This is a genomic window from Kouleothrix sp. 19917, assembly GCF_057073505.1.
Map to the genome: position 1 here is coordinate 4,838,156 of NZ_CP097099.1, position 14,827 is coordinate 4,852,982.

Consider the following 14,827-nt stretch of genomic DNA (forward strand, 5'->3'; position numbering starts at 1 on the left):
GACCGTAAGCTTCTTATGATCGACCGTAAGCTTCTTATGATCGACCGTAAGCTTCTTATGATCGACCGTAAGCTTCTTATGATCGACCGTAAGCTTCTTATGATCGACCCTTAATGCCTAATCAACAAGGCGATGCAGAAATCAGGAACATGTTTCTGCATTGCAATGCGCAAACCCTATTCCCTATTCCCCAAACCCTGCACTGAATATGCGCTAGCGCAGCTCGGCCAGTTCAATCTTGCCATGCCCAAATACCGCCGCCTTGCCGGCATGCGCCAGCGTGCCTGCCAGCAGCAGCGCGCGCAGCTCTGGCGGCACGTTGCGCAGCACCGCCGAACCCACCAGGCCGCCCAGCGTCATCGTGCGCGGCTTGCCACCCCGCGTCGACGTGCGCTCCCAGTCGAACCACTCGGTGCGCGCCTGTTCAAGCGTCACACTGCGCGCCTGTTCCATCAGCGCGCGGTGATCGACTTCCCACGGCCCGCCGCCGTGAAAAGCCGCCAGCGCGCTCAGTCGCCAGCACAGCGTCTGCACCAGCGCGGGCAGCTCCAGCTGGCTAAGTAGCTCGCCGCGCGCCTTGATGCGCAAGGGCGTTGGCAAGGTTATGCGCAGGTCGCGTGGCAGCCGCCCGGCCCGCTCGGCAATACATGCCGCGCTATAGGTATAGCCCACGCTGTCGCCGCGCAATCGCGCCGCCTCGGCAGTGGCGCGGCCCTCGCTATACACCGCCACGCCGGTCGGCTCCCAGGGTCGCAGCGCCTCGACACGCTCCAGCCGGGCGCGCGCCTGCTCGCGGCCCAGGCCCATGCGCCCAAGCTGCTCGAAGCTATACAGAAAATAGGCCAGGTGATCGATGGCGCGGCCAAATAGCACCAACCCGAACTCCAGCGCGTCGCCGGCAGCGTAGGCGCGCTTCTGATCCAGCGGCGGCTCGATCACAAACGGGCGCGGAATATCCTGAAGATCATGCAGATGCGCAACGCCGGGCGGGTGTGGCGTCTCAAAGATCCAGCGGTAGGGGCAGAGCGCGCCCACCGCGCAGGAGTCGGAGTGGCCCCAGCAGGTTTGCGGGCAGGAAGCGCGCTGAAAGGCGTAGCCAAAGCCGCCGCGCAGCATCGCGCCTTTGTATGGCGGCAGGGTTGTTGCGTCGAGCAGGCGCAGAGTCACGCGCAGGCGCGCGATCGGCAGCTCTAGCCCGCTGAGCGCGGTGTGAGCCGGTGCGGTTAGAGGCTCGGTCATCCTTCCCTCCCTTGCGCGGCGCTGTGCCACAATGATGTGGCCGGCGTACCCCATTGTAGCAGACGTATGCGTCGCATTTGCGACGTGGCGCGCCCTTGGATTTTTCTTTTTTGGGTTCTTCGTCTACTAAACGGAGCACGCGCGATTTTTGGTTGGGGAATTTGCAACGATTTTGGGTCGTATTTTGGTGAGGGACCGTGTAACGATGTTGGGTCGTAATACTGTGAAAGAAGCGCCGGCACAGATTCGCGCCAGCCGAGGCACCACGCAATCGTGCCGCTCACGACACCGGGCAGGTCTGCGTGCTATCGGAGATGCCGTACGCTGCGCGCTCCCCCGGCGTGAAATCACGCAGGAGCTGATGGCAGAGACTCAGAATTGCGTCGCGCAGATCGATATCCCAGATGCGCGCTCCCATCATCACTGCTGGTGATCACCTGTATAGTGGCTCAACTTGTCAAGACACTTTTTTCGGCAGTTATCCGTTGACTGCGAGCGCAAAACGATTGACAGTCAAGACGAGCAGCGTCGAGCAGAATGCCTCCGCACTACGCCCGGCGTGAGCTGTCCACAGCCTAATGGAGCGACTTGATTGGCCGACTTGCTCTCTCTCCGGTAGAGCCTGCTGTGGGCAGGTCATGCCGGGCCGCCGAAGGCGCCAAGGTCGGCTCTGTCTGCCGTCAGGTAGGCATTCCAAAATACCAGGTCACTGGGGTTTGGTAACCGAGCGCCTCATGTGGGCGCTTATGATTGTACAAACCGATATATCGCGTGATGCCAGCCCGCGCCTCACGTGGAGTGCCATAATCGTGGAGATACACCTCCTCGTACTTGAGTGAGCGCCAGAAACGCTCCGTAAAGATGGTGTCGAATGCACGACCACGCCCATCCATACTGATCTGCACGCCTTTTGCTTTCAAAAGCTCGGTACACAGTGGGCTTGTAAAATGACTGCCTTGATCGCTATTCCAAATCGTCGGCGTAGCGAGGTTGAGCGCGCTCTCGATCGCCTCGAGCACAAACCCAATTTCCAGACTGTCAGAGAGTGCCCAACTGATCACATAGCGCGAATACCAGTCCAAAATCGCCACCAGATACAGCCAGTTTCCACGCAGGCGGATGTAGGTGATATCGATGCCCCAAATGTGGTTGGGATATCCGGCACGCACATTCCGCAGCAGATAGGGATAGACGGCATGCTCGGGATGCTTCCGAGAGAGTTTTGGACCGGGATAAATCGCCTGCAGCCCCATCTCGTGCATATACGAATGCACGGTATTGCGCGCAAGTGGCGCAAAGTCTGGAAGGAGGAGCGCGTGCAGCTTCCTCGAACCATAGAATGGGCACTCCGTGAAGAGTTCGTCAATGCGATGTTTGATCGCAACTTCACGTTTTGATGGCGCGACTGGCCGATAGTAACAATGTGTCCGGCTGATGCTGAGGAGGCTGGCTTATGTTGCCACCGAGAGTTCTTCAGCCTCTGGCTCTATGAACGCTCGTCGGGTTGGATAAGCGAGGGTGGCAGCTTTTTTTTCAACCAGTTGATCTGCGTGGTGAGCCGGCCAATCTGGGCATACAGGTCTTCCAGCTGCTGAGCGTGTGTGGCTTTGAGGTCGGCCACGTCGTTTTGCCGCTCAAAAACGGCTGGTAAACCCTTCAGTGCTTGAGCACGCCAATCGCGCAGTACATTGGCATGGACACCATACTCCGCGCTGAGCTGAGCGAGCGTTTTCTCTTCCTTGAGCAACTCAAGCGCAACCTGAGCTTTGAACGCTGGAGTGTAAACCTTTTTCATCGAGAGGACTACCTTTCATTAGCCGTTTCAAGTGTCTGAATTTGTGTAGCCATTATAGCCGCGCCGCAATGAATCACAAATGCGGCACCGCGCGTGCATGCGCGATACCGCATTGTGATGCTGGTGCCGGAGGCGGGACTCGAACCCGCACGGACTTGCGTCCAAGGGTTTTTAAGACCCCAGCGTCTGCCATTTCGCCACTCCGGCGCGCCCCAATCATACCATGCCGCGTTGCGGGCGGCAATAGCCTGCTAGATCAGCTGGCTGAGCGCCAGCACTATCACCGCGATTGGCAGCCAGGGAATGCCAGCAAGGCCAGTGAAGGCCAGCAGCGCCAGCACAATCGCCGCCGCCGCCAGCATCTGGCTGGTGCTGAGCCGCCGCCCACGTCGTCGGGACATTCCTGCCTCCTTATGAGCGGTTCGCCAGCGCGAAGATCAGCTCGGCCTCGCAGGCAAGCTGCCCATCCACTGTCGCCACGCCTTTGCCTTTGCCAATGCCCATGCGAATTTTGTCGAACTGCACCTCCAGGCGCAGCGTGTCGCCGGGGCGCACCATACGCTTGAAGCGCACTTTGTCCAGCCCGGCGAACAGCCCGATCTTGCCGGCGTTTTCGGGCAGCACCAGCGCGGCGACACATGCCGTCTGGGCCAGCGCCTCGACGATCAGCACGCCCGGCATCACCGGGTAGTCGGGGAAGTGGCCCTGGAAGTAGGGTTCGCCTATGGACACTTGTTTTTCGCCAACCGCGCGCACGCCCGGCTCAAGCTCGACGATCCGGTCGATCAGCAGAAACGGGTAGCGGTGCGGGATGATGTTCATGATCTCTTGCGCGCTGAGCGTGGCCATGGGCAGTCCTTTTATGTGTTGCGCTATCGGCGGGCGGCTGGATGCGCCTATGGTAGCATTGGTCGCGTTGGCGTGCAAGTGCGCCGCGCCTTGCCGCCACGCCGGGCTGCGCGTATAATCCGCGCCGCAGGAGGGCACATGCGCATTGTAATCAACGGGATGTTCTGGGGTGAGCCGAATGTTGGCAGCGGGCAGTACCTGCGCGGGCTGGTGGCGGGCCTGGCCGAACAGCGCGCCGGGCACGAGTATACACTCCTGCTGCCGGCCTACCGCCAAGCCGAGCCAGCCGACGCGCCGCCAGCGGGCTTTTCGCTTGCTTCAGTGCGCACGCCCTTCGATGGCCGAAATGCCAACCTGGCCAAGCTATGGTTCGAGCAGATGGGCGCGCCGCGCGCCGCCGCCTGGTTGCGGGCCGATCTGCTCCACGTACCCTACTTCGCGCCGCCGCTGGTTTCGGCGGTGCCGGTGGTGGCAAGCGTGCTCGATCTCATCCCGCTGCTGCTGCCCGAGTATCGCGGCGGCGCGGCGGTGCGTGCCTACATGCGGCTGGTTGCGCTGGCGGCGCGCCGCGCCCACGCAGTGATCGCAATTTCGGAAGATTCGCGGCACGATATTATTGCGCACCTGGGTGTTGCGCCTGCGCGTGTGCGCGCCATCCCGCTGGCCGCTGGCGCGCAGTACTGGCCGCGTGAGCCCGCACAGGCGCAAGAAGCTGCTGCGCGCTATGGCCTGCGCGGGCCGTTTGTCTACTATGTTGGCGGGCTGGATGCGCGCAAGAACGTGCCGACCCTGCTGCGCGCCTGGGCTGCTCTGCGCCGCGCCGGTGGGCCGGCTGCCACGCTGGCGCTGGCCGGGCGTGCGCTCGGCAGCGACCCGCTGCTGTTTCCCGACCTCGACGCGCTGGTTGCCGAGCTGGGGATTGGCGACTCGGTGGTGCGCATCAGCGTGCCGCATGCCGACAACCCGCTGCTCTACAGCGCGGCCACGGTGTTCGCCTTTCCGTCGCGCTACGAGGGCTTTGGCCTGCCGCCGCTGGAGGCGATGGCCTGCGGCGCGCCGGTTGTGTGCAGCAGCGCCTCCAGCCTGCCCGAGGTGGTTGGCGATGCCGCGCTGCTCGCCGCGCCCGACGACGTGCCAGCCTGGACGGCGGCGCTGTGGCGGCTGCTCGCCGACGCCGGGCTGCGCGCCGACCTGCGCGCGCGGGGGCTGGTGCAGGCGGCGCGCTTCAGCTATGCGCAGAATGCCCGCGACACGCTGGAGGTGTACCGGGTTGCAGGTTCGCAGGTTTGAAGGTTGGCAGGTTGCAGGTTGAAGCACGGAAAACTACCGCAAAGGGCGTAAAGAGCGCAGAGTTTTTGAGTTACAAATTGCGAAGTTGCAAGAGTGTACGTTGTAATAGGCGAATACTCAACACTCAGCACTCAAAACTGCCAACTGCGCGCTGCCTGCTGCATACTGCCCGCCGCCGTCATTGTCTTGTAATCTACGAACACTTGTTCGTATTGCCATCGCTGTAGTACACTCGCTTTTACCGCTTCTTCATGGTTGCGCGTGGCGCGGCCGCAGGAAATAGTAAAAGCGATGAATGAAGATGAGTTGATCGAGGAGATCAGCCACCATGACAATCTGCTGCGCATCCATCGCCGCAACTTGCGCGCGCTGGAGCTTCAGATCGCGCAGCACGGCCCGTTCGATGTTCCGCTGCATATGCAGCTTGCGCAGGACGATTTGCGCGCCGAGCTGGCGCGGCTCGAGCGGGCAGTGCGCGATCTGCGTGCGCGCCTGCGCCGCAGTCAGCGGCGTCGCGGCACGGGCTAGCGCGGCGCTGCGTTTGTTCTTCCGAAGCTGATGCTGTGAGCGTATGATGCGTGTGCTTATTCTTTCCAAGGCGCTGGTGGTTGGCCCCTACCAGCGCAAGGCCGAAGAGCTGGCCGCCCTGCCCGATATCGACCTGACGGTGGCGGTGCCGCCCAGCTGGCGCGAGCCGGGCGCAGTAGAGCAGAAGCTGGAACGGCGTTTCGTGCGCGGCTACCGCCTGGCCGAGCTGCCGATCTGGTTCAATGGCCGCCACCACGAGCATTTCTACCCCGCGATTGCGCGCCTGCTGGCGGCGGTGCGCCCCGACGTCTTCCATATCGACGAAGAGGCGTTTAACTTCGCGACCTTCCACGCCATGCGGGCGGGCGTGCAGGCCGGCGCGCGCTGCTGCTTCTACAACTGGGCGAATATCGAGCGCCACTACCCGCCGCCCTACGGCTGGTTCGAGCGCTACAACTTCCGCCACGCCGCGCACGCGATTGCTGGCAACACCGAGGCCGCCGCGATCATTCGCGGGCACGGCTACGCCGGGCCGGTGGCGGTGCTGCCGCAGTTCGGCGTCGACCCTGCGCTTTTCTCGCCACGCCAGAGCAACCCGGCTGCGGCGAATAGTTCGCGCTTTGTGGTGGGCTACCTCGGTCGGCTGCTGCCGCAAAAGGGCTTGCTCGACCTCGTGGAGGCGCTGGCGCAGACGCCCGAGCGCGTGCAGCTGCGCATCATTGGCACGGGCGCGCAGCGCGCCGAGCTGCTGGCCCGCGCCGAGGCGTTGGGTGTGCGCGCGCGCGTTGAGCTGGCAGAATGGACCGACGACGTGCCGGGCGCGCTGCGCGGGCTCGATGCGCTGGCGCTGCCGTCGCGCACCACGCGGGCCTGGAAAGAGCAGTTCGGGCGCGTGCTGATCGAGGCCATGAGCTGCGCCGTGCCGGTGATCGGCTCGTCGTCGGGCGAGATACCGAACGTGGTGGGCGATGGCGGGCTGATCTTCCCCGAGGGCGATGTGCCAGCCCTCGCCGCTGCGATTGGGCGGCTGGCGGCAAGCCCGGCCCTGTGCGCTGAGATTGGCGCGCGTGGGCGCGCGCGCGTGCTGGCGCACTATACGCAGGCCGCGCTGGCCCGCCAGTACGCCGAGGTGTATCGCGCAATGCTTGGCTAGCCTGCGTGCCGCGCTGGAGCGCGCCAGATCGAATACGGCTGTTCTGGCCCCAGGCGCGCTTGCCGCGCAGAGATTATTACTCTGGAAAATACATTTCCTTGTACTCAGCTTCCAGGAAGCTCAAGCCGGTTTTGCTTCAACCTGGTAGCCAGATGAGCTTCCAGGAAGCTCAAGCCGGTTTTGCTTCAACCTGGTAGCCAGATGAGCTTCCTGGAAGCTTGCCCGTTGTATGAAATAACTTTCTTTCCAGAGCACTCAGCTTCCAGGAAGCTCAAGCTAGTTGTCCTTCAATCTGGTAGCCAGATGAGCTTCCTGGAAGCTTGCCCGTTGTATGAAAGAACTTTCTTTCCAGAGTAATTACGGATTCGCGAGAGTACTACTTCTATAAGTGATACAAAGCGTAATAATAACTATTGAATTTATTCAATAGTTATTATTACGCTATTATTGTGTATTCTTGCATACTAAGACCGAAAATGACAAATTATTAAGACCTTTAACCTAATCTTAACTTGATTTTAGCCAAAGCTCTATGATATATTCACATTGTCGCAACTATTTCATTAAGTACTAAGGTTTTGCAGAAATAGGCGAAAGCTCAGGGTAAAGCCAAACGGAGCTTGATATCGGACAGAGTCATGCCTTGGTGCGATTGTTCGATGGCCCAAGCAAGCGTTTTGCCCAAGGTCTCGCGAGCGATGGTGCGACAGGACTCGCCAATGGTCATCAGGCGTGTGTGAGCCCATTCGAAGGCACGATCATGCTTCAATTGGCGCATCAGAGCCGTGTACGCCAGGACGACGAGGTGCATGTGCCTGGTCTGGCCCATCCCGTCCCTGAGCTGACACTCGCCCATGCCCAAATGCTGCTTCCCGTCCCGATGAAAGGTCTCCGTCCCTGTCCAGCGCTTTTTGTAGACCTTCAAAATGCGATGAGCTTCCCACTGGGTTCGGTTGCTGATCAGGATCTTGCGTGGCGTCGCAGCTTCTGCTTCTGACCACAACACCAGAATACGCACTGGGTGGTTGACATTGGGCAGACGAACGGACTTGGTGAAGCTACCATTGCGTGTGACCGCCGACCGTAAACTTGGTGCGAACAAGCGGCGTGAGCGTTTTGACCCACTCAGTCACGCTGGTCTGCTTCCCGCTGACTACAATCACTCGGTTGGCTTTCAAATCACCGATGTAGCTGCGACCTTTGGCGTGGAGGGTGTTCATAATTGGCGCGTTGGTGAAGTAACTGTCGAAGGTGAAGTCGCCCGGTATGTCCTCAGCGACAACCCAATCGATCAGTTCCTTAGCGAGGTCGGTGTGATTCTTGAACGGGCGCTCGTCGTCGCACTGCTCGCGCTTGCGGAAGCGCCGGAAATCGAGCGGATAATGCTTCCCACTCGGGTTGACGTAGTTGGCAAACAGGTAATCGTGGGCGATCAGGTGGCGTTTGTCGGCATGGTCCCAGAAATAGCCGACATCCTCTATCAGTTTGCCGTCATGATCTATCAAAGTGTTATCGATCGCGATAACGCCGTCGTGACGATAGCGCGTTGCAGCGTCCTGTTGAAGCCATTCGAGCCGGTGCGCGTTGATGCGCTGGACATCCCAGGGCGCTTCAGTCAACCATCGATTGAGAGTGGATTGGTCGGGTGGGGCGGCAAACTCTCGCGTGATACCGCTCACGGTCTTGTGCTCCGCTACAAACAGCCCGGTCAGGTATTCGGCAAAGTGGCGGCGTGAAGGCTCATTTGGAAACAGGTCGGCGAACTGGACCAGCAGTTCCTCGACCACCTGTGGTATCGCGACAATTGCTGGCACCTGTGCCTCCCAACTGGTAGACCAACGCTCGCCTGATCATATGCTCAGAAGCTTGTTGCCGCAAATCTGCAAAAGTCCAGATGGATGGAACGGAAGTAGCGTTTTTTGGCCGCGCACAGCTTTTCCGACGCCCATATGGTTCTTCACCATACGAATTTATATCAGCCATTGTTCGCTACGGCGTAAACGGCACTGCCGCTTTGCCAGAGATTGATCTGGCCGAAGCCATCTTTGGCTTTGTGCCTCAAAGAAAAGACGATCGACGATCAGCGGTAGCGGGGCGCGTCTTTGTCAGTGATGCACGCTTGGCCGAAGGGCAAACAAACGTCCTTTTTGCTCAACCACTGACCCCACGCGTTCTGGGGTCGCCGAAGCCGACGACCTTCCAACATTATCTTGTTCAAACGGATCAAACACAGGCTGCCCAAAATCGATTGCAGGGATATAACACCACATGGGAACAAACAACCATCCGTGGTTATAAGCTGTACTGGCATAAGGATAACGTTGGCAGCGAAGCTATTCGTGAGCACGATCAGCAGAAAATCGAAAAAGCATCAAAGCAATATACCAAGATGCAGCCAGTAAATTCAGGAGTGACATTCTCGTTTGATATTCATTTTGAAAATCTGACTGCGGTTGAGCTTGGCGCACTGCTTTGGGTACTTCAACTTGCTGCTGATTCCAATTATCGTTTGAAACTAGGCATGGGTAAGTCGCTTGGCATGGGCGCTGTCGCAATAACGCACAATATTATTCTCAGCAACCAGACTGAGCGCTACAGTCATCTCTTTACGACAACCACGGGATGGTGTACGGGCGAGGCATTAATGTCTGCAACGCAAGCCGAAACCCTGAGAGGCGAATTTGAGCGGTATGTCCTGCAAAACAGTGAGGAAACGGCACCACAGCTCGCTGACACACTGCGCATGCGCTGCTTATTGACCCTGCTTACCTGGCCTGGGCCTGATCCCGCTAAGACGCGTTCCATGGAAATTGAACGAGACGCCTCGGACAGTGCGAATATTGTTTCTTCAGCACGACAAAACCGCCGACGCTGGTCACACGAACGCAACGTACATGTGATAAACGAATTCTACACACGCCCAGTGCTGCCATTACCAATCGCTGTTTACCCTAACCACGAACGCATCCAGGGTGATGAAAATGCGGACACACTGGACGCAGTACCCCTTGAGGTGCAAACGGTACAGGCGCGTATTGGAGGAGTCGGCACCGTAGATGCAGCAGTTATACCTCTTGACGGCAGAAAACCAGGCCGAGCGCGTTTTGGCTCATCTTTGCCGCGCAAAGTGAAGGCTGGAGATATTGTTCTGGTGCAACTGAATACTGAAGGCCGTCCTGAGGTAATAATTGGATTTGTCAACATAAATGAGACACCACAATGACCTTCACACATATCACATCACTACCTGAAGAACGCGCCGCAATTGCACCCTACAATTTCGTGCCTTTGCCGAATACTGTTGTGCAAGCAGAGCCAGCGGCGCTACAGAATACGTACCACGCTGCTCGCCATACCGGCACGATTGCCTGCACACTTACCACATCATCGCCACTGTATGTGCGTGGCGGGCTGACGCCCGAACAGTTTGCGGAAGGGCTGGAGACTAAGAATCTCCCTGATTTCTTCAGCCTGCTCGAACGAAGCAAACCCGTCATCCCTGGCAGCAGCCTGCGCGGCATGCTGCGCGCACTCGTTGAAGTTGCCAGCTACGGCAAGATGGAGAAAGTTACCGATCAGCCGCGCTATTTCTACCGCGCAGTAGCGGCGAAAATGGATGATCCGCTTGCTTTGCCATATCGCAACCAGTTGCGCAATGTTCGCGCGGGCTACCTGGTGCTACACGGCCGGGATTGGTTCATTCAGCCGGCGCGATTGATCGGCAGCGAAGGGTACTTGAAGGCGCGTGAGGGCGATATTCCCCCGGCGCTTGGCCTGATGCGCCTGAATGAACGCAACTACCATCTGCAAACCATCCCGATCAGCTTCACGACCAAAAAGCTTAAACCGAGCCCGCGTAACCCGCAAGGCCGCTGGGTAGTCGATTTGATTGGCGCACCAGGCAAATATAATGAGCATCAGGGCATGATCGTTACCAGCGGCAATATGCTGGAAACCGGCAAGGGTTCGCAGCGCAGCCCGCGTAAAAATCATGCGGTGATCGGCGAAGCTGGCAGTGGTGAAATCAAGATTGCCAATACCGCAATAGACGATTATCGCAACGGCCTGAGCACCTTTGTTGTTGAGCAGCTGGGCGATAATGGCGTGCTGCAAGATGGCCATCCGGTGTTCTACTGCGAGCCGGCACGTGGCAGCAATGGCGAGGTTGTGTACTTCGGGCATAACCCTAACTTCCGCCTGCCATTTCGTTTCCCTGGCAGCGAGCGCGCCGCAAGCCCGCGCGACTTTGTCCCAAAAGAATTGCGCGACGACACAACGATCGATCTTGCCGAGGCGATTTTTGGTTTTGTGCGCGGTTCACGACGCGACGAAGGACAGGCGCTGGCCGGGCGAGTATTCGTTGGCGATGCCTTGCTCGACGCAGGCCAGGCCGATATCTGGTACAGCGATGAGCCGATTACACCGCGCATTCTGGCAACGCCCAAGCCGACGACATTTCAACACTACCTTTCGCAACCTTCGGCAATTCGGCCCGAACTGAAGCATTACGGGAGCAAGCCGGGCGAAGAGACAACAGTGCGCGGCCACAAAATGTACTGGCACAAAGGCGACCAGCCAAACATTGGCTTGCCAGCCGAGCAGAATGACATTAAAGACACACAGAAAACACAGACCCGCCCGGTACGCGCCGGGGTTAGCTTTACCTTCGATGTGCGCTTCGAAAATCTGAGCAATGTCGAACTGGGCGCGCTGTTATGGGTGCTGCAACTTGCTGCGCATGACGATTATCGTTTGCACGTGGGCATGGGCAAGCCGCTGGGAATGGGTGCGGTGAAGATCGCGAGTACCGTGACCCTGACGGAACGCGTGGTGCGCTATACGGCGCTATTTGACGGTGAAAGCTGGGCGACTGGGGCACACGACCAGCTTGAGAGCGCTGAGCGGGACCAAATTATCAAGGCATTTGAGGATTATGTGCTTGAGGAGAGCAAAGACCCAAGCGCAACGGGCAAGCTCGCTGATACCTTGCGGATGCAGTGTCTGTGCGCGCTCTTGCGCTGGCCAGGCCCACAACCGCAGATAACTCGCTATATGGAAATAGAGCGCGATACACGGCAAGGAGCAATTGCCGCCGCCGAGCCGAAGCGCAACGAGCAGAAAGTGAACGAGTACAAGCTGCGCCCGGTGCTGCCCAGTCCGCTCCAGGTGATCAACGAACTGCGTGCAGATATGTCGACGACAGGAGCACCTGCGCAGCCTGTTTCGCAAGCTTCACCAGCCGAGCCACCGAAACCCACTGCCCCGCAGCTGCCCGCTGTCGGCGATGTTGTTACGTGGAAGATTATTGCAGCCGATGAAAGTCTCGTCGTGCTTGAGGTGCCTGGCTTCAGTAATGATAAAACTTTCGGTGCATTGAAAGCCGAGAACATAGAGGATGGACGCACTACGCGCTACAAAGTTGGCAATACAGCTCGTGTTGAGGTCATTGATGTACGAACGTTAAAAAGCGGGCGAGTGATCGTGGAGCTGAAGCCGGGGGCGAAAAAGCAGTAGCTAGACCGTCTCGTCAGGCGAGCCGGCAAAGAAGCTCGCGACGGCAGCGCGGATCGGCAAGGTCGGGGAGATGAGCTCGTGCGACTGGGCGAACGTGACGGAGTGGAGATACTCGCCCAATGCGGCGTCGGGCTGCGAGAGTACCAGCACATCGCGCTCAGCAGGCCGCACGATCCAGTATTCTGGCAATTCGGCGCGAGCGTACGCCGTGCGCTTGATCGTCGTATCTTTCTCGGCATTGCCTGGCGACAGCACTTCGACAATCAGCGATGGCACGCCATTGATGCGCCGGTCGTAGATCATGCCGCGGTCTTCGCTTCGCACGGCCACAATATCCGGCTGCACCGGGTCGCATCCGGGCATAAGCAGGCCGATCGGCGCGAAGGCGACAATACCGATGCCGGGATCTTCAAGCTGTGTTTGAAGCACACGCGTAATGCGGCTGATGATCCACTGGTGAAAAAAGCTCGGCGCGGTGGTCATATACAGCACTCCATCAATCACCTCGTAGCGGTTGCCGTCGTCGGGCAGCTGCGACCAGCGCGCATAGCTCCAGTTCGCATCGAGCGAGCGCGTGGTGAACTCAGGAGGGGCTGTGGCAATGTCAGCGGTCATAACGAACCTCGTTATTTGCGTGTAGCCATATTGTAGCACGGAACAGCAGGCAGACAGTCCACGATATTGAGGCTCTTGATGGAATATCTCAGCACTGCCGCCGACATCATCGGCATTCTAGGCGCGGTTTTCGCACTGTTTGCCTGGCAGAAAGCGCGCCAGGTGCAGCAGGAACTCAGGCATGAGCAGCAGCGCCAGCAGAAGAAAGTCACGGTGGTGCTGCAGTGTGGCGCGAAAGAGCGCGAATTGCCGATTCAGCTGCAACGCGCCGAGCTGACCCGCGCCGAGGTGATGGGCATTCTGGGCATGCTGCCGATGAAAGAACGCGGCAAGCGCTTTTCGATTGATTCGGTGTCGACCAGGGATTTCCTTGAGCGCATTAACGCCATTATCACCAGCGATGGCGACCGGCGCTTGATCATTCACTGCCAGCAGGCTGAATTCGACCAGTTCGACTTTGATGCCTTCGGTAGAAAGATCGTATGAATTTTCCTGAAGAGCTCGCCGCCTTTCGCGCGCGCACCACCGACCCTGGCTACGCCGTCTTGATTGTGCTTGGCACGCGCCAGGCTACTACAGCGGCGCTCCTGCTCGGCACGCTCGCGGTGGAGCGCGTGGCGTTTCTGCTCACCGACGACACGCGCGCGATGCCGGGCGATGTTGCCGCGCTGCTGGGCAGGACGACCGACGGCTGGCTGCAACCGGACGGCGACCACAGCACCACGCTGGATGTGTATCGCGGGCTGCGGCGCGTGCTCGATGCCTGGCCGGATGTGGAGCGCGCGCGGATTGCGGTGGATGTGACGGGCGGTCTCAAGCCGATGTCGGTGGGGGTGGAGAAGGCTGCGCACGTGCTTGGTCTGCAGACAATTTATATTCAGAGCGATTATGAACAGCAGCCCGACGGACGTTTTTTCATTGTGCCTGGTACGCAGCGCCTGGTCATCCCGCCCGATCCCTATGCAGTGTTTGGCGATCTCGAAGCGGCCGAGGCGCGCCGCCTGTACCACGCGCACGACTATGCCGGGGCGCAGCGCGGCTTTGCCGAGCTGGCGGCGCGCGTGCCGGGCGCGGATGGCGCGCGCTACACTGCGCTGGCCGAGCTGTCGCATATGTACGCCGCCTGGGATGTGCTCGATTTCCCGGCCGCGCTCGCGCACGCCGATATGCTGCTGGCCCTGCTGCCCGACGAGGCGGGGGAACTTGCGCCACACGTCGCCACCCTTGCGCGCCAGCGCGCCATGCTGCGCGAGCTCGACACGGTGGCGCGCTCGGTGGTGGGGCGCGGCGCGGCAGCGGTGCAGACGCTGGCCAGCCCGGCGGCGATGCTACCACTACTTGGCACGCTCCACGCCAATGCGCTGCGCCGCGCCGCGCAGGGGCGCTACGATTTCGCGGCGCTGTTTCGCTACCGCTGCCTGGAGCTGATCAGCCAGCACCGTCTGGCGAGCTATGGCCTGCTGGCGAATGCGCCGCAGTTCGATGTGCTTGATGAGAAGGCGCAGGTCAGTGAACGCTTTCAGCAGCAGCAGCGCGACGCCGGCCGCACGGCCGTGCGCGGGCTGGGCAAGCTGCGCGTGGTGGGGATGTTCGACGGCTACATGCTGCTGGCCGCGCTGGATGACCCGCTGGTGCGCGATTTCCCGATCCGCCAGATCGAGGAGCGCAGCCAGGCGCGCAACACCAGCGTTTTGGCGCACGGCTACCGCCTGATTGGCGCAGCAGAGTACGAACAGTTTGCGGCCGTGGTCGATGCGGTGCTGGACCGCTTGTTTGGCGCGGTGCTCGGCCAGCCGCGCACCGCGTGGGAGCAGGACGCAACCTTTGTGGCGCTGTGAGCGGCG

General features: G+C 59.8%; 13 protein-coding genes, 1 tRNA gene and 1 pseudogene. 7 read left to right on the top strand and 8 right to left on the bottom strand.

The genetic code is table 11. From position 1 onward, the window contains the following. Nucleotides 1-213 precede the first annotated feature (213 nt). From cas6 to fabZ, 6 genes are all read right to left on the bottom strand, one after another. Nucleotides 214-1,239, bottom strand: coding sequence for a CRISPR system precrRNA processing endoribonuclease RAMP protein Cas6 (cas6, locus tag M1P90_RS19580; protein WP_483696980.1), 1,026 nt, complete (start codon nucleotides 1,237-1,239; stop codon nucleotides 214-216). Between the two features lie 680 nt (nucleotides 1,240-1,919). After that, nucleotides 1,920-2,675: an IS3 family transposase gene (locus M1P90_RS19585; RefSeq protein ID WP_483704657.1), complete on the bottom strand. Its 756-nt coding sequence runs from the start codon at nucleotides 2,673-2,675 to the stop codon at nucleotides 1,920-1,922. Between the two features lie 50 nt (nucleotides 2,676-2,725). Further along, nucleotides 2,726-3,034, bottom strand: a complete 309-nt coding sequence (locus M1P90_RS19590) for a transposase (protein WP_483696981.1) — start codon at nucleotides 3,032-3,034, stop codon at nucleotides 2,726-2,728. A 121-nt stretch (nucleotides 3,035-3,155) separates the two neighbouring features. Then, a tRNA-Leu gene (locus M1P90_RS19595) sits at nucleotides 3,156-3,241 on the bottom strand. Nucleotides 3,242-3,285: 44 nt separating this feature from the next. After that, the gene (locus tag M1P90_RS19600) at nucleotides 3,286-3,435 is read right to left on the bottom strand and encodes a hypothetical protein (RefSeq protein ID WP_483696982.1); all 150 of its coding nucleotides are present in this window, start codon (nucleotides 3,433-3,435) and stop codon (nucleotides 3,286-3,288) included. A 10-nt stretch (nucleotides 3,436-3,445) separates the two neighbouring features. After that, the gene (gene fabZ, locus M1P90_RS19605) at nucleotides 3,446-3,883 is read right to left on the bottom strand and encodes a 3-hydroxyacyl-ACP dehydratase FabZ (protein WP_483696983.1); all 438 of its coding nucleotides are present in this window, start codon (nucleotides 3,881-3,883) and stop codon (nucleotides 3,446-3,448) included. Between the two features lie 138 nt (nucleotides 3,884-4,021). Between fabZ and M1P90_RS19610 the strand changes: the two genes are divergently transcribed. From M1P90_RS19610 to M1P90_RS19620, 3 genes are all read left to right on the top strand, one after another. Then, nucleotides 4,022-5,173, top strand: a complete 1,152-nt coding sequence (locus M1P90_RS19610) for a glycosyltransferase family 4 protein (RefSeq protein ID WP_483696984.1) — start codon at nucleotides 4,022-4,024, stop codon at nucleotides 5,171-5,173. Between the two features lie 291 nt (nucleotides 5,174-5,464). Continuing rightward, a complete protein-coding gene (locus M1P90_RS19615) occupies nucleotides 5,465-5,701 on the top strand; it encodes a hypothetical protein (protein ID WP_483696985.1) in 237 nt (78 codons plus the stop codon). Between the two features lie 43 nt (nucleotides 5,702-5,744). Continuing rightward, nucleotides 5,745-6,854, top strand: a complete 1,110-nt coding sequence (locus tag M1P90_RS19620) for a glycosyltransferase family 4 protein (protein WP_483696986.1) — start codon at nucleotides 5,745-5,747, stop codon at nucleotides 6,852-6,854. A 598-nt stretch (nucleotides 6,855-7,452) separates the two neighbouring features. Here M1P90_RS19620 and M1P90_RS19625 read toward each other — a convergent pair. Next, nucleotides 7,453-8,668 (bottom strand): annotated as a pseudogene (locus M1P90_RS19625) (IS701 family transposase). An 80-nt stretch (nucleotides 8,669-8,748) separates the two neighbouring features. Between M1P90_RS19625 and M1P90_RS19630 the strand changes: the two are divergent. Both M1P90_RS19630 and M1P90_RS19635 read left to right on the top strand, forming a co-directional pair. Beyond that, on the top strand, nucleotides 8,749-10,077 hold the full coding sequence (locus M1P90_RS19630; protein ID WP_483696987.1) for a TIGR03986 family type III CRISPR-associated RAMP protein: 1,329 nt from the start codon (nucleotides 8,749-8,751) through the stop codon (nucleotides 10,075-10,077). Then, nucleotides 10,074-12,368: a TIGR03986 family type III CRISPR-associated RAMP protein gene (locus tag M1P90_RS19635; RefSeq protein ID WP_483696988.1), complete on the top strand. Its 2,295-nt coding sequence runs from the start codon at nucleotides 10,074-10,076 to the stop codon at nucleotides 12,366-12,368. Before M1P90_RS19630 ends, M1P90_RS19635 begins: the two co-directional genes overlap by 4 nt. Here M1P90_RS19635 and M1P90_RS19640 read toward each other — a convergent pair whose 3' ends face one another. Next, nucleotides 12,369-12,983, bottom strand: coding sequence for a Uma2 family endonuclease (locus tag M1P90_RS19640; RefSeq protein WP_483696989.1), 615 nt, complete (start codon nucleotides 12,981-12,983; stop codon nucleotides 12,369-12,371). A 78-nt stretch (nucleotides 12,984-13,061) separates the two neighbouring features. Here M1P90_RS19640 and M1P90_RS19645 point away from each other — a divergent pair, with 78 nt between their 5' ends. Together M1P90_RS19645 and M1P90_RS19650 are read left to right on the top strand one after the other, a co-directional pair. Further along, nucleotides 13,062-13,469 (top strand): hypothetical protein, encoded by a 408-nt coding sequence (locus tag M1P90_RS19645; protein ID WP_483696990.1) that lies wholly within the window; start codon nucleotides 13,062-13,064, stop codon nucleotides 13,467-13,469. Beyond that, nucleotides 13,466-14,821 (top strand): TIGR02710 family CRISPR-associated CARF protein, encoded by a 1,356-nt coding sequence (locus M1P90_RS19650; protein ID WP_483696991.1) that lies wholly within the window; start codon nucleotides 13,466-13,468, stop codon nucleotides 14,819-14,821. The genes M1P90_RS19645 and M1P90_RS19650 overlap by 4 nt, the downstream gene beginning before the upstream one ends. Nucleotides 14,822-14,827: the final 6 nt, after the last annotated feature.

Bases quoted from the DNA above. Each gene is read 5' to 3' on its own strand.
- cas6 (WP_483696980.1), bottom strand. From the start codon at position 1,239: ATGACCGAGCCTCTAACCGCACCGGCTCACACCGCGCTCAGCGGGCTA.
- M1P90_RS19600 (WP_483696982.1), bottom strand. From the start codon at position 3,435: ATGTCCCGACGACGTGGGCGGCGGCTCAGCACCAGCCAGATGCTGGCG.
- M1P90_RS19620 (WP_483696986.1), top strand. From the start codon at position 5,745: ATGATGCGTGTGCTTATTCTTTCCAAGGCGCTGGTGGTTGGCCCCTAC.
- M1P90_RS19645 (WP_483696990.1), top strand. From the start codon at position 13,062: ATGGAATATCTCAGCACTGCCGCCGACATCATCGGCATTCTAGGCGCG.
- M1P90_RS19630 (WP_483696987.1), top strand. From the start codon at position 8,749: ATGGATGGAACGGAAGTAGCGTTTTTTGGCCGCGCACAGCTTTTCCGA.
- M1P90_RS19610 (WP_483696984.1), top strand. From the start codon at position 4,022: ATGCGCATTGTAATCAACGGGATGTTCTGGGGTGAGCCGAATGTTGGC.
- M1P90_RS19640 (WP_483696989.1), bottom strand. From the start codon at position 12,983: ATGACCGCTGACATTGCCACAGCCCCTCCTGAGTTCACCACGCGCTCG.
- fabZ (WP_483696983.1), bottom strand. From the start codon at position 3,883: ATGGCCACGCTCAGCGCGCAAGAGATCATGAACATCATCCCGCACCGC.
- M1P90_RS19635 (WP_483696988.1), top strand. From the start codon at position 10,074: ATGACCTTCACACATATCACATCACTACCTGAAGAACGCGCCGCAATT.
- M1P90_RS19615 (WP_483696985.1), top strand. From the start codon at position 5,465: ATGAATGAAGATGAGTTGATCGAGGAGATCAGCCACCATGACAATCTG.
- M1P90_RS19590 (WP_483696981.1), bottom strand. From the start codon at position 3,034: ATGAAAAAGGTTTACACTCCAGCGTTCAAAGCTCAGGTTGCGCTTGAG.
- M1P90_RS19650 (WP_483696991.1), top strand. From the start codon at position 13,466: ATGAATTTTCCTGAAGAGCTCGCCGCCTTTCGCGCGCGCACCACCGAC.